Consider the following 13,571-nt stretch of genomic DNA (forward strand, 5'->3'; position numbering starts at 1 on the left):
AGGGCGCGGGCGGACGCTGGGTGCTGCACCTGGACATGGACGCGTTCTTCGCGTCGGTCGAGCAGTTGACCCGTCCCACCCTGCGCGGCCGGCCCGTCTTGGTCGGAGGACTGGGCGGGCGCGGCGTGGTGGCCGGGGCAAGCTACGAGGCGCGCCGGTGGGGCGCACGTTCTGCGATGCCGATGCACCAGGCCCGACGGCTCGTTGGCGCCCCGGCGGTGGTGCTGCCGCCCCGCGGGGCGGTCTACGGAGTGGCGAGCCGTCGCGCCCTGGATACCGTGCGCAGCGTCGTCCCGGTGCTCGAGCAGCTGTCTTTCGACGAGGCCTTCGGCGAACCGGTTGAACTGGCCGGCGCCACCGCGGCCGATGTCGAGGACTTCTGCCAGCAGTTGCGGGCCAAGGTGCTCGAGCGGACCGGGCTGGTGGCCTCCGTGGGTGCCGGATCCGGAAAGCAGATCGCCAAGATCGCCTCCGGGCTGGCCAAGCCCGACGGGATCCGGGTCGTCCGCCGCGACGAGGAGGCGCTGTTGCTCGACAGTCTCCCCGTGCGCAAGTTGTGGGGGATCGGGCCGGTGGCCGAGGAGAAGCTGCACCGGCTCGGCATCGAGACGGTGGGCGCGCTGGCCGCGTTGTCGGATGCCGAAGCCGCCAGTGTGCTGGGAACTGCGGTCGGTGCCGCGCTGCATCGTCTGGCTCGCGGAATCGATGACCGCCCGGTGACCGAGCGGGCGGAGGCCAAGCAGATCAGCGCGGAATCGACTTTTCCGGAGGATCTCACCACGCTTCGCCAGTTGCAGGATGCGATCGGCCCGATCGGCGAGCATGCACATCGGCGCCTGGAGAAGGACGGTCGCGGCGCTCGCACCGTGACGGTCAAGCTGAAAAAGTCGGATATGAGCACGCTGACTCGGTCGGCCACGCTGGCCTACGCCACCACCGAGGCCGCCATCCTGATCGGCGCCGCACGCCGGCTTCTGCTCGACCCCGTGGAGATAGGTCCCATTCGCCTTGTCGGCGTGGGGTTTTCGGGACTGTCCGACAGCAGGCAGGAATCTTTGTTTCCGGACCTGGAGCAACCTGACGAAAGCTTCGACTCCCACCATCAGGCCACGGAAGGCGTCCAGGTCACCCAAAGCGGTTGGCGCATCGGCGACGACGTGGCGCACCCCGAGCACGGTCACGGCTGGGTTCAGGGCGCTGGGCACGGCGTAATGACCGTGCGTTTCGAAACCCGGGCCAGCGGACCCGGCCCGGCCCGCACGTTTCCCGACGACACGCCCGGTTTCAGCCGGGCTGATCCGATCGCCAGCCTGGACTGGGGTGACTATCTGAGCGGATTGGCGGACTACCAGAGCACGCCATAGGTGGCGTTGAGGATGAAGCCGTGCTCGCCGTAGGTCTTGCACGTCACGGTGCCCTGATAGCCGACCCCGCAGCTGGCGCCCCAGTTTTCCAACCGATGCCCCTCGGGCAGCACGTCGACGTCGCGGGTGAACGACGCGGTGTCAGAGTGCCGGTAGGCGGCGGGTCCACCACTGTTGACGAAGATCTGGTTACTGCCCGGCGGTGCGTCGATCGGCACTGCGTCACAACCCACCGGACCGCCGTTGGGGCCGATACCGCAATGGCGACCATCCGGGGTCCGGAAGAACACGCCGTAGAAGTCGGTGGGCGAGCTGTAATGACCCTCCGCTTTGGGATAGCTGTCGATGTCGTCGGCGCCCGGCGGTGGCTCCGCCGTAGCCGTCGGCGCGGCGCCCAGCGCCAATAGGCCAACGGTGGCAACTGCCATGAAGTGATGGCGCATAGCTTCCATTGAACCGACGACGTCAACCCCCGCGGCCGACTACCAGAGCACACCAGACGCGGCGTCGAGCGAAAAGCCGTGCCGGCCGGACGTTTTGCAAGTCAGTGTGCCCTCGTGGGTGACAGCGCAGGCGGCTTCCCAGTTCTCCAGCCGATAGCCCGCGGGCAGCACGTCGACATCTCGGGTGAACAGTTTGCTCCCCGAATATCGGTAGGAAGCCGGTGCCCCGGCCTCGACGAAGGTCTGGTTCATGCCCTCGGGCGCATCCGCGGGCACCGCGTCGCAACCGACCGGACCGCGGTTGGGCAGGATTCCGCAGAACCGACCGTCCGGAGTCTGGAAATACAGCCCGTAGAAATCGGTGGGCGAAGTGTAGTTGCCCTCGGCGATCGGGTAGCCGTTGATGTCCTCGATACCAGGTGGCGGTGGCCACGGCCAAGCCTGCGCGGTCGGAAGCGGGCCGAACACCGATAGGCCGACGGCAGCTGCCGCCACAATGTGGAAACGCACGTTCTCTATTTCAGCACAGGCCGTCAACCCCAGGCGTCGATGACCTCCGAGACGGGCCGCGCGGCAGCCAGTGCGGCCATCAACAGGACCCGGGCCTGCGCCGGGCGCAGAGAGGGGGCCACGATGGCGCCGGCGTCGACCAGCCGCCGGCCCGGTCCATACTGCGCGGCGATCGGGCCGTCGGGAACCCGCGTCGATATCGCGATGACGATGCCGTTGCGGCAGTGCCTGCGGACCCCGTCGATCAGAGCGGTTCCCGCATTGCCCGAACCCATCGCCTGGAGCACCACGGCGCGCGCCCCGGCGGCGACGCAGGCGTCCAGGGCGGTCGCATCACCTCCCGGATACGCCGCGACGATGTCGACGCGCGGGGCCGACGCCGCGGCCAGAGCGCCGAGAAAAACACGGCCTTTGGCCGCAGTGATCTCACACCGCCCGTCGGTGGTAGTCCCGAGCGCGTGGCCGGTGAAGGCGTTCAACTCATGGGTGTGCCGCTTGCGCAGGCCGCGGGGCTGCCACACGGTGCCGGCGAAGCACACCGCCACCCCGAGACCCCTGGCCTGCGGACTGGCCGCGACGGCGACGGCGTTGCGGAGGTTGCCCGGGCCGTCGGCGTCCGGCGCGTCCGCGCTGCGTTGCGACCCGGTCAGCACCACGGGCACAGCTCCGGCGTAAGTGAGGTCAAGCCACAGCGCGGTTTCCTCCATGCTGTCGGTGCCGTGGGTGATGACGACGCCGTCGGCCCGGGCTGCGGCGGCGCCGACTGCCGCACCGATCTCATCCCAGTCCGCGGGTGTCAGCAGGGCGCTGTCGGTCGCCAGCACATCGACGATCTCGATGTCCGCGTCAAAGGCCAGCCCGGCCGTCAGCTCGGCCCCGGAGCGCGTCGGACGCCGGATTCCGGTGTCGTCGGTGCTGGTCGAGATGGTGCCGCCGGTGGTAATCACGACGATGCGGCTGGCCGGCACCACATGCCGTGTCACGGTCTCCATCACGGTCCAGATTGTCCCGCAATTGTCCCGGATCGACTGTTTGGGATGATGGGGGAGTGACTGATGAAACGTCAGGCCCGGTAGAGCCGGTGACCGACGCAACCGGGGATGCCAAACCGTCCCCTGTAACCGCTGCTCCGCCCCGGCGGCGGCTGCGTCTGCTGCTCACTGTCGCCGCGGTCGTGCTGTTCATCGACGTGGTGACCAAAGTGCTCGCGGTGCGCCTGCTGACCCCCGGACAGCCGGTGTCGATCGTCGGTGACACCGTGACCTGGACGCTGGTACGCAACTCCGGCGCGGCATTTTCGATGGCAACCGGATACACGTGGGTGTTGACGCTCGTCGCGACCGGCGTGGTGATCGGAATCGTCTGGATGGGTCGCCGATTGGTGTCTCCGTGGTGGGCGATCGGGCTCGGCATGATCCTGGGCGGCGCGACCGGAAACCTGATCGACCGTTTCTTTCGCGCGCCCGGGCCGCTGCGCGGTCACGTGGTGGACTTTTTCTCGGTCGGATGGTGGCCGGTGTTCAACGTGGCTGATCCGGCTGTGGTCGGCGGCGCAATCCTGTTGGTGGCGCTGTCGTTGTTCGGGTTCGACTTCGATACCGTCGGCCGGCGCCAGCCGGGCGACGAGACTGCTGGGGTCGGCCGGCGCCAGCCGGCCGACGACGATCAGGTCGCAGAAGCCGGTGACACCGAGCCGGCGACCCCATCGGACGAGCCGCGTGCGGTCGGCCGCCAGTCCGAGACGCCATAGTGGCCACCCGGTCGATGCCAGTGCCCGAGGGCCTGGCGGGAATGCGAGTCGACGCCGGCCTGGCCCGGCTGCTCGGGCTGTCGCGCACGGCGGTGGCAGCCATGGCCGAGGACGGCGGTGTCGATATCGACGGCGCGCCGGCAGCGAAGTCCGACAAGCTCGTCGCAGGGGCCTGGCTGGAGGTTCGGCTGCCGGCGGCGCCCGCCCCGGTCGAGAACACCCCGGTCGACATCGAGGGTATGGGCATCCTCTACTCCGACGACGACATCGTGGCGGTGGACAAGCCGCCGGGGGTGGCCGCGCACGCCACGGTGGGCTGGCACGGTCCGACGGTGCTGGGCGGGCTGGCGGCTGCCGGGTTCCGGATCAGCACCTCGGGAATCCACGAACGCCAGGGCATCGTGCACCGACTCGACGTCGGCACCTCCGGAGTGATGGTGGTGGCGTTGTCGGAGCGGGCATACACGGTGCTCAAACGGGCGTTCAAGGAACGCACCGTGGACAAGCGCTATCACGCGCTGGTGCAGGGGCACCCCGATCCGTCGAGCGGAACCATCGATGCCCCGATCGGGCGGCATCGTGGTCACGATTGGAAGTTCGCGGTCGTCGACGGCGGACGGCACAGCATCACCCACTACGACACCGTTGAGGCGTTCCAGGCTGCCAGTCTGCTGGACGTAGAGCTGGAGACCGGCCGGACGCATCAGATCCGCGTGCATTTCGCCGCACTACATCACCCGTGCTGCGGCGACATGACCTACGGAGCCGACCCCACGTTGGCGAAAAAGCTTGGGCTGGAACGTCAATGGTTGCATGCTCGCTCACTGGCCTTCGCCCATCCGGCTGACGGTCGGCGCGTCGAGATCACCAGTCCCTATCCGGCTGACCTGCAGGCCGCCCTCGACGTGCTGCGCCGCCACTAGCTGTGGGTGTGCAGACACCTGCGCCGCAGACCGGTGCCAGCCGCGCCGGGGTGCTCTACGGCGCGGGTGCCTACATCTGGTGGGGGTTGTGCCCCGGCTTCTTTCTGCTGTTGCTCCCGGCAGCGGCGCCGGAGGTGCTGGCCCACCGCATCGTGTGGAGCGCGCTGTTTCTCCTGCTGGTGCTTGCGGTCGCCCGACGCCTCGGCGACCTGCGCAGCTTGACGCTCAAAACCTGGTTACAACTGCTGGTAGCCGCGATATTGATCTCCCTCAACTGGGGGACCTACATCTACGCCGTCACCACGGGTCACGTCGTGGATGCGGCACTCGGCTACTTCATCAATCCCCTGGTGAGCGTGCTGTTGGGCGTGCTGGTGTTCCGCGAGCGGATCACCCGATGGCAGGCGGTCGCGTTGGTGCTCGCCTTCGTCTCGGTGGCGATCCTGACCATCGAGGTGGGCGCACCGCCGTACATCGCGGTCGTGCTCGCACTGTCCTTTGGCGTGTACGGCTTGATCAAGAAAGTCGTGCAGGCCGACCCACGGGTGAGCGTGGCCACCGAAACGTTGGTGGCACTTCCTCTGGCGGCCGGCTATGTGATCACGCTGGAGGTGCTGGGCCGGGGAAACTTCCTCAACCACGGCACTTGGCACGCGTTGCTCTTGTTGCTCGCCGGTCCGGTCACCGCGGTGCCGCTGCTGCTGTTCGCCGCGGCCGCACAGCGACTCCCGATGGTGACGCTGGGCCTGCTGTTCTATCTCAATCCCGGGTTGCAGATGGCCTGGGGCGTGTTCATCGGTCACGAGCCGATGCCGGTGGGCCGCTGGATCGGGTTCGCCCTGATCTGGGTGGCGTTGGTGATCATGACCGTCGGTGCGTTGCGCAGAAAGCCGGCCGAACTCCCGGCCAACTTTGTCGATCAGGTGGAACCGGAATCGTCATCACGGTGACAGGCTGAAAATCGAAACCGGGAAGGGCCGCGGCACACCGCCGCGCCATCGATTTGACCACCGACAATGCGGTCTGGGCGTACCTGTGCGGACGTCTGGCGAGTCTGCAATCGACCGGCCGTGCCGGACAGGGGCCGTGACCCGACCCGCGTGGATATTTGCAGACTCATCTTTTGACCTCATTCTGGCAATGCCATAGTGTTTGCTGAATGACTGGGCGTAGCAGGTCTCGGGCCGCTCGGCGGCCAGGTAGGCCGGTTGGCGCCGATGCTGCGCAAACCCGTGAGCGCATCGTGCAGGCGGCCTACGAAGTCATCAACGAACGCGGTTACGCGGCGACGACCTTCCAGGAGATCGCCAAGCGCAGCGGTCTGAGCCGTCCGACGCTGAACTACTACTTCGCCAGTCGTGAGGAGCTCTACTGCGCGCTGCTCAAGCAGGCGCACGACGTCGTCAGTTCGTGTATTCGCGTGGCGAAACAGCATGATGGAACGTTGGATCGGTTGCACGCCTATATCGATGCCGTGGTGGCGGTGTGGCATCGGGACCGTGCGGTCGTCGGGTTCCTGGCCAACGCGCGGCTGGAGGCCTACCGCCATCCGGATCTGCCCGCCGCTACCGTCGTGGCCACCCGCGGCTTCCTCGGCGAGGTGGTCACCGAGGCGATCGTCCGGCGCGAGCTGCCGCTGCACACCGAGCACGCCACGCTGGTCGAACTGTTGTACGCGATGCTGTGGGGAGTGGGTGCCTACAGTGGTTGCCAGCGCGGGCCTGTTGATGTACCGGAGATTGCCAAGCAACTACACCTCGTGATCGCGAACGGGTTGCTGTCGATCGTCGACCGTGGTCGCTGAAACACCGACAGAGACACGGGTAGCGACACGCCGGGAAGTACGAGAAGTGTCGGTGGGGCGCCATAGACTGGCACCCCTATGAGCGGTTCATCTTCGGGGTCCTCAGGATCTTTTGTTCACCTGCACAACCACACCGAGTACTCGATGCTCGACGGGGCCGCGAAGATCACGCCGATGCTGGCCGAGGCCCAGCGGCTGGGCATGTCTGCGATAGGTATGACCGACCACGGCAACATGTTCGGCGCCAGCGAGTTCTACAACTCCGCGACCAAGGCCGGTATCAAACCGATCATCGGCATCGAGGCGTACATCGCGCCGGTGTCGCGCTTCGACACCAAACGGACCCAGTGGGGCGACCCGAGCCAGAAGAGTGACGACGTTTCGGGTAGCGGCGCCTACACCCATATGACGATGGTCGCCGAGAATGCCACCGGTCTGCGCAACCTCTTCAAGCTGTCCTCGCTGGCGTCGTTCGAAGGCCAGCTCGGCAAGTGGTCGCGGATGGATGCCGAGATCATCGCCGAGCATGCCGAAGGCATCATCGCGACCACCGGTTGCCCGTCCGGCGAGGTGCAGACCCGGCTGCGGCTCGGCCACCGCCAGGAGGCGTTGGAGGCCGCCGCCAAATGGCGCGACATCTTCGGCCCCGACAACTTCTTCCTCGAGCTGATGGACCACGGCCTGGATATCGAGCGCCGCGTCCGGGAGGGCCTGCTGGAGGTCGGGCAGAAGCTCGGCATCCCACCGTTGGCCACCAACGACTGTCACTACGTCACGCGTGAGGCGTCACAGAATCACGAGGCGCTGCTGTGTATTCAGACGGGCAAGACGCTGTCGGACCCGAACCGGTTCAAGTTCGACGGCGACGGCTACTTCCTGAAGTCGGCCGACGAGATGAGGGCCCTGTGGGATTCCCAGGTGCCGGGCGCGTGCGATTCCACCGTGCTCATCGGCGAGCGGGTGCAGTCCTACGCCGACGTCTGGACGCCCACCGATCGCATGCCGGTGTTCCCGGTTCCCGACGGGCACGACCAGGGCTCGTGGCTGACCCATGAGGTCCAGGCCGGCCTGGAGGAGCGCAGGTTTCGCGGCGCGACTGTCCCAGCTGAGTACACCGACCGCGCGGCCTACGAGATCAAGGTCATCTGCGACAAGGGCTTTCCGTCCTACTTCCTGATCGTGGCCGACCTGATCAACTACGCCCGGTCGGTCGGGATCCGCGTGGGGCCGGGCCGTGGGTCGGCCGCCGGGTCACTGGTGGCCTACGCGCTGGGCATCACCAACATCGATCCGATCCCGCACGGGCTGCTGTTCGAACGGTTCCTCAACCCGGAACGGCCGTCGGCCCCCGATATCGACATCGACTTCGACGACCGTCGCCGCGGGGAGATGCTGCGGTACGCGGCCAACAAGTGGGGCAGCGACCGGGTGGCCCAGGTGATCACCTTCGGCACCATCAAAACCAAAGCGGCGCTGAAGGACTCGGCCCGCGTGCATTACGGTCAGCCCGGCTTCGCTATCGCCGACCGGATCACCAAGGCGCTGCCGCCGCCCATCATGGCCAAGGACATCCCGGTGTCGGGGATCACCGATCCCAACCACGAGCGGTACAAGGAAGCCGCCGAGGTCCGCGCCCTGATCGACACCGATCCGGATGTGCGGACCATCTTCGAGACCGCGCGTGGCCTGGAAGGCCTGGTGCGCAACGCGGGCGTGCACGCCTGTGCGGTGATCATGAGCTCCGAACCGCTCATCGACGCGATCCCGCTCTGGAGGCGGCCCCAGGACGGCGCGGTCATCACCGGTTGGGACTATCCGTCGTGTGAGGCCATCGGCCTGCTGAAGATGGACTTCCTCGGATTGCGGAACCTGACGATCATCGGTGACTGCCTGGAGAACCTCAAGGCCAACCGGGGGATCGACCTGGATCTGGACACGCTGCCGTTCGACGATCCGGCCGCCTACGAGCTTCTCGGCCGCGGAGACACCCTGGGCGTGTTCCAGCTCGACGGCAGCGCGATGCGTGACCTGCTCCGGCGTATGCAGCCCACCGGATTCAACGACATCGTGGCGGTGCTCGCGCTGTACCGTCCCGGTCCGATGGGCATGAACGCCCACAACGACTATGCCGACCGCAAGAACGGCCGTCAGGCGATCAAGCCCATCCACCCCGAGCTCGAGGAACCGCTCAAAGAGATCCTGGCCGAGACCTACGGCCTGATCGTCTACCAAGAGCAGATCATGTTCATCGCGCAGAAGGTCGCCTCCTACACCATGGGTAAGGCCGATGCGCTCCGTAAGGCCATGGGTAAGAAGAAGCTCGAAGTGCTCGAGGCCGAGTACAAGGGCTTCAAGGAAGGCATGACCGCCAACGGGTTCTCCGAGGCTGCGGTGAAAGCCTTGTGGGACACCATCCTTCCGTTCGCCGGGTACGCGTTCAACAAGTCGCACGCGGCCGGGTACGGGCTGGTGTCCTACTGGACGGCCTACCTCAAGGCGAACTACCCAGCCGAATACATGGCAGGACTGCTTACCTCGGTCGGTGACGACAAGGACAAGGCCGCGGTCTATCTGGCCGATTGCCGTCGGCTCGGCATCACCGTCCTGCCGCCCGACGTCAACGAATCGGTGCAGAACTTCGCCTCGGTGGGCGACGACATCCGGTTCGGTCTGGGCGCCATCCGCAACGTCGGCGCGAATGTCGTTGCATCGCTGATCGGTACGCGGACCGAGAAGGGCAAATACGCCGACTTCTCCGACTATCTCAACAAGATCGACATCGCGGCCTGCAACAAGAAGGTCACCGAATCCCTGGTGAAGGCAGGCGCATTCGACTCGCTCGGCCACCCGCGCAAGGGGCTGTTCCTGGTACACACCGATGCTGTCGACTCGGTGCTCGGCACCAAGAAGGCCGAGGCGATGGGCCAGTTCGACCTGTTCGGCGGCGCCGACGACGGGGGTGGCACTGACGCGGTGTTCACCATCCGGATTCCCGAAGAGGAGTGGGAGGACAAGCACAAGCTCGCGCTCGAACGCGAGATGCTGGGGCTGTACGTGTCCGGGCATCCCCTCAACGGGGTTGCCCACCTTCTCGCCAACCAGGTCGACACCCAGATCCCGGCGATTCTCGACGGAGATGTCGCCAACGATGCGCAGGTGGTGGTCGGCGGCATCCTGGCCTCGGTGAACCGCCGGGTGAACAAGAATGGCTTGCCGTGGGCGTCAGCCCAATTGGAAGACCTCACCGGCGGTATCGAGGTGCTGTTCTTCCCGCAGACCTATTCGCTGTTCGGCCATGAGATTGCCGACGACGTCGTGGTGCTGGTCAAGGCGAAGGTTGCCGCCCGCGATGACCGGATCTCACTGATCGCGCACGAATTGGTCGTGCCCGACTTCAGTAGCGCGCAAGCCGATCGCCCGCTGGCGGTCAGCCTGCCCACCCGCCAATGCACGATCGACAAGGTGAGTGCGCTCAAGCAGGTGCTGGCCAACCATCCCGGTACCTCCCAGGTGCATCTGCGGCTGATCAGCGGTGAGCGGATCACCACGCTGGAACTGGACCAGTCGCTGCGGGTGACACCGTCCTCGGCGTTGATGGGTGACCTCAAGGCACTGCTCGGCCCGGGGTGCCTGGGCTAGCTGTCCGCATCGGGTCCGGCGGCGTCCAGGTCGATCTTCACGATCGCGCTGTCGGGCCACAGCGCCCGATCCCGCGCCCGGCGTAGCTTTTCCCGCAATGGCAGGTCGGGGTGCACGTTGGTGACGCCGGGGATCTTCAGCAGCGGCACGATGTTCCACTGCCAGCCGTAGCGCCGGTGCAGTGCGCGGTTGGCTTGTTGGGCGTCCTCACCGCCCAGGACCGTCGCTCGGCCGTTCAGCCAGGTGTTGCCGGTGATTCGTCCCTTGTAGTCGCAGACCACCAGTTCGACGTCGGGCCGGGCGGTGAGTCGGCGGGTTTTCGGTCCGATCTTTGTGCGGAACACGGCCGTTGGGCCGTCGAGGAGGAACCAGATCGGGGTGTCGACAGCGGTGCCGTCGCGGCGAAAGCTGCGCAACAGGGCGTAAGAGGAGCGGCCGAGGGTTTCGAGTGTGGTGTCGGTATCCGGCATGTGGCCAGTCAACGACTTATAGTTGACTCTAAGTCAAGCTCGGCGAGGAGGGCAGATGGCCGCGACGCTGACCATTGGAGACGTCACGCAGCGGAGTGGGGTCGCCCAGACCGCGCTCCGCTACTACGAGCAGGTCGGGCTGTTGCCCCCGCCGCAGCGCCTGGGCGGGCAGCGTCGCTATCAGGAGTCGGTCCTGATGCGTCTGGAGGTGATCAGGTTGTGCAAGGCCGCCGGCTTCTCGCTGGCCGAGATCGGACTGCTACTCAAGGACGACACCCCGGGCCGGCCGGTGGCTCGTGAGCTGGGGCAGACCAAGCTTGCCGAGATCGATGCACAAATGGAGGCGCTGACCCAGGCGCGGGCCATCATCGAGTGGGGTATGCGGTGTAAATGTCCGTCAATCGAGTTGTGCACATGCGGAATTCATCACGAACTCCCGGCCTGACGCAGGAGCGGTTCAGAACCGGTACCGCAGGATGCGCGCCTTGCGGGCCGTGGCCTTACTGAGGCCGCTGGCTCGCGTGGCGATCCGCAGTACACCGGGGAAGAGGTCGACCTCGGGCTGGTGGGTCAGGCTGGACTCCTCGACGAGGTGCAGTTGCTGGTTCCAGGATTCTGGATGGTGGGCGTCCTTGAAACCCGGGTAACCCCACTGACTTCCGACGTCTTTGAACATCTTGGCCGGAAAGAACTTCAGCGCCGCCCTACTCATCCAGCCGATGCGGCCGTAGTCGTTGAACGCCAGTTCGCCGGCACCGAAGTGTTCGGTGATCGTCCGAAAGATGCCGGCGATCGTCGGTTCGGTGAGGAATGCGAACAGTCCGTCGGCCACCAACATGGTGGGGCGATCGGAGGGGATCGGGTCGGTCCAGTCCGGGTCGGCCAACGACGCGGATACGGTGTGCGCCTGGGGGAGTGAGGGCATCACCCGATCGCGCAGTTCGCTGATCCCGGGTAGGTCGACGCTGTACCAGTCGACCGTGGCCGGTGGGGCAATGCGGTGAACGCCGCTGTCGAGACCTCCGCCGAGGTCGACCACGACGGCGTCGGGATGGCCGGCGACAAACGCCCGGATCCGGTCGTCGAGCATCTTGGCGCGCAACGCCGACTGGCACGCCACGCTGGTCTGCACACCCAGACCGGCGAAGTCGTAGTCGAGTCTGGCCACCGTCTCGTCGGCCATCGTGTCGCCGAGGATGGGGCGCGCCCACCGGCTGTCGAGTGCCCTGGCATACAGGGTCAGGAATGCGGTCTCCTCCACAGGCGTCAGGCCTGTTGTTGCAATACCCACATGCCCGACGGTACACCCGGCCTGCGGCTGAACAGTTGGGCGAAAACGTTTACCGCCCTTTGGATCACGTGACATTGAAGCCGTGCCGGGGGGATGAGGGGTGGGCAGTGTGTCGTCGTCAGCCTACGGTGGGACCCATGCGCAGCACGCATGTGAGCGTCTGGATCGAGGTTGCCGCCGACGCGGTGTACGCCTATGCAGCGGATCCGCGGCATATGGCGAATTGGGCGGCGGGCCTGGCCAAGGGCGGGTTACGGCTCACTCCGCGAGGTTGGCTCGCAGATTCCCCGATGGGCGAGGTCGCCGTCGAGTTCGCTGCGCCGAACACGCTGGGAGTGCTCGATCACGTGGTGCATCTGCCCTCGGGTGACGCCGTTTACAACCCGATGCGGGTTGTTCCGGCAGGGGTCGACGGATCGTCGTGCGAAGTCGTGTTCACCGTCCGGCAGTGGCCAGGGGTGACCGACGAAGAGTTCGAGGCCGACGTGGCCGCGGTGACCGCCGATCTAGAGACGTTGCGGCAGCTGCTAGAAGGTCACTGATCAGCGGGTGAAATGTGGCCCAGTCCCAGCCACGTCACAATGGCGGCCGCGGCAGCCGAGAGCACTGCCGGCGCGGTGCTCATGGTTGCCACGCCGACGATCACCAAGACCAGGGCGCCGATCGCCAGGGCGATCAGCTTGTAGGTCGGCCAGGGCACCCCGGCGATGTCGACCCGATGATCGGCCCGGGAGGTGCCGCTACGAAAGTTCCCGGCGGTGGTCATGTATTGACGATAGCTCGTAACCATGATTTCGGCCACCCGAAACCTTAGATGTGGCGTGTCGCTTTATCGGTCCACAGTGCTCAACAGCGGGCTTCCACGCGGTACTGGACCTCGGCGGGTCTGCTGGGACGGTCCGCGAACGAGCCGCGCGCCGTGCCGCTGATATGGAACGTGGTGCCCTCGACGCCGGCATTGGCAGGAGATGCCACATTGGCCGAGCCCCCGGTGAACCCTTCTAAGTCGGTCAGGCGCATCACCTTCGGTTCGATGGTGGCGCCGGTCTGGATGATGGCCGCGAAGCCGGGCGCTTTCGGCTGTGTTTCGATGGTCCACAGCCAGGACTGTTGTGTGCACAGCACCGTGAACGTGGTCGGTATCTGCTGGCCGTTGATGAAGATCCGCGCCGTATACGCATCGGCCGGGACATTGGTGGCAGCCGCGCAGGCCGATGTTGCCAGCGCACCTACCAGAACGGCGTGCGCCGCCACCCGCCGCACCCGCTGCTGGATGTGCCGCATGACGGTTGTTTTCCCAGTTCGGGGTCCCTTCAACCCCGCGAAGTGGATTTCTTCGGTTCGGGGGCGCAGGTGGCGAGATCCCGGTGTGTGTCC

General features: G+C 66.3%; 15 protein-coding genes. 8 read left to right on the plus strand and 7 right to left on the minus strand.

The features are described from left to right. Positions 1-20: 20 nt before the first annotated feature. Positions 21-1,364, plus strand: coding sequence for a DNA polymerase IV (locus HBE63_RS09985; protein ID WP_166909604.1), 1,344 nt, complete (start codon positions 21-23; stop codon positions 1,362-1,364). On the opposite strand, the gene HBE63_RS09990 is transcribed toward HBE63_RS09985, so the two are convergent. From HBE63_RS09990 to HBE63_RS10000, 3 genes are read right to left on the minus strand one after another with little or no spacing between them, the layout of a single operon-like run. Continuing rightward, positions 1,346-1,792, minus strand: a complete 447-nt coding sequence (locus tag HBE63_RS09990; RefSeq protein WP_371814944.1) for a hypothetical protein — start codon at positions 1,790-1,792, stop codon at positions 1,346-1,348. The two genes, HBE63_RS09985 and HBE63_RS09990, sit on opposite strands and share 19 nt — an antisense overlap. Before the next feature lie 54 nt (positions 1,793-1,846). Then, a complete protein-coding gene (locus tag HBE63_RS09995; protein WP_371814945.1) occupies positions 1,847-2,317 on the minus strand; it encodes a hypothetical protein in 471 nt (156 codons plus the stop codon). Positions 2,318-2,340: 23 nt separating this feature from the next. Continuing rightward, the gene (locus HBE63_RS10000; protein WP_208301337.1) at positions 2,341-3,309 is read right to left on the minus strand and encodes an asparaginase; all 969 of its coding nucleotides are present in this window, start codon (positions 3,307-3,309) and stop codon (positions 2,341-2,343) included. Between the two features lie 56 nt (positions 3,310-3,365). Between HBE63_RS10000 and lspA the strand changes: the two genes are divergently transcribed. From lspA to dnaE, 5 genes are all read left to right on the plus strand, one after another. Continuing rightward, complete coding sequence (gene lspA, locus HBE63_RS10005; protein ID WP_166904612.1) at positions 3,366-4,067, plus strand: signal peptidase II; 702 nt, start codon at positions 3,366-3,368, stop codon at positions 4,065-4,067. Continuing rightward, positions 4,067-4,990 (plus strand): RluA family pseudouridine synthase, encoded by a 924-nt coding sequence (locus HBE63_RS10010; RefSeq protein ID WP_166904613.1) that lies wholly within the window; start codon positions 4,067-4,069, stop codon positions 4,988-4,990. The genes lspA and HBE63_RS10010 overlap by 1 nt, the downstream gene beginning before the upstream one ends. Positions 4,991-5,040: 50 nt before the next feature. Continuing rightward, complete coding sequence (gene rarD / locus HBE63_RS10015) at positions 5,041-5,940, plus strand: EamA family transporter RarD (protein WP_166909610.1); 900 nt, start codon at positions 5,041-5,043, stop codon at positions 5,938-5,940. A gap of 209 nt (positions 5,941-6,149) precedes the next feature. After that, the gene (locus HBE63_RS10020; protein ID WP_166904614.1) at positions 6,150-6,794 is read left to right on the plus strand and encodes a TetR/AcrR family transcriptional regulator; all 645 of its coding nucleotides are present in this window, start codon (positions 6,150-6,152) and stop codon (positions 6,792-6,794) included. A 78-nt stretch (positions 6,795-6,872) separates the two neighbouring features. After that, complete coding sequence (gene dnaE / locus HBE63_RS10025) at positions 6,873-10,433, plus strand: DNA polymerase III subunit alpha (protein WP_166904615.1); 3,561 nt, start codon at positions 6,873-6,875, stop codon at positions 10,431-10,433. On the opposite strand, the gene HBE63_RS10030 is transcribed toward dnaE, so the two are convergent. Then, entirely contained in the window at positions 10,430-10,903 is a 474-nt protein-coding gene (locus tag HBE63_RS10030) for a PPOX class F420-dependent oxidoreductase (protein WP_166904616.1), read from the minus strand. The two genes, dnaE and HBE63_RS10030, sit on opposite strands and share 4 nt — an antisense overlap. Before the next feature lie 55 nt (positions 10,904-10,958). Between HBE63_RS10030 and HBE63_RS10035 the strand changes: the two genes are divergently transcribed. Beyond that, a complete protein-coding gene (locus HBE63_RS10035; protein ID WP_166904617.1) occupies positions 10,959-11,348 on the plus strand; it encodes a MerR family transcriptional regulator in 390 nt (129 codons plus the stop codon). Between the two features lie 12 nt (positions 11,349-11,360). Here HBE63_RS10035 and HBE63_RS10040 read toward each other — a convergent pair whose 3' ends face one another. Continuing rightward, entirely contained in the window at positions 11,361-12,194 is an 834-nt protein-coding gene (locus HBE63_RS10040; RefSeq protein WP_208301338.1) for a class I SAM-dependent methyltransferase, read from the minus strand. 137 nt (positions 12,195-12,331) lie between these two features. On the opposite strand from HBE63_RS10040, the gene HBE63_RS10045 reads away from it, so the two are divergent. Beyond that, a complete protein-coding gene (locus HBE63_RS10045) occupies positions 12,332-12,736 on the plus strand; it encodes an SRPBCC family protein (RefSeq protein ID WP_166904619.1) in 405 nt (134 codons plus the stop codon). Here the strand turns inward: HBE63_RS10045 and HBE63_RS10050 are convergent. Beyond that, positions 12,730-12,960 (minus strand): hypothetical protein, encoded by a 231-nt coding sequence (locus HBE63_RS10050; protein WP_166904620.1) that lies wholly within the window; start codon positions 12,958-12,960, stop codon positions 12,730-12,732. The two genes, HBE63_RS10045 and HBE63_RS10050, sit on opposite strands and share 7 nt — an antisense overlap. An 80-nt stretch (positions 12,961-13,040) precedes the next feature. Continuing rightward, positions 13,041-13,478: a lipoprotein LpqH gene (locus tag HBE63_RS10055; RefSeq protein WP_166904621.1), complete on the minus strand. Its 438-nt coding sequence runs from the start codon at positions 13,476-13,478 to the stop codon at positions 13,041-13,043. Positions 13,479-13,571: the final 93 nt, after the last annotated feature.

Source organism: Mycobacterium sp. DL440, from assembly GCF_011745145.1.
Taxonomy (GTDB): Bacteria; Actinomycetota; Actinomycetes; order Mycobacteriales; family Mycobacteriaceae; genus Mycobacterium.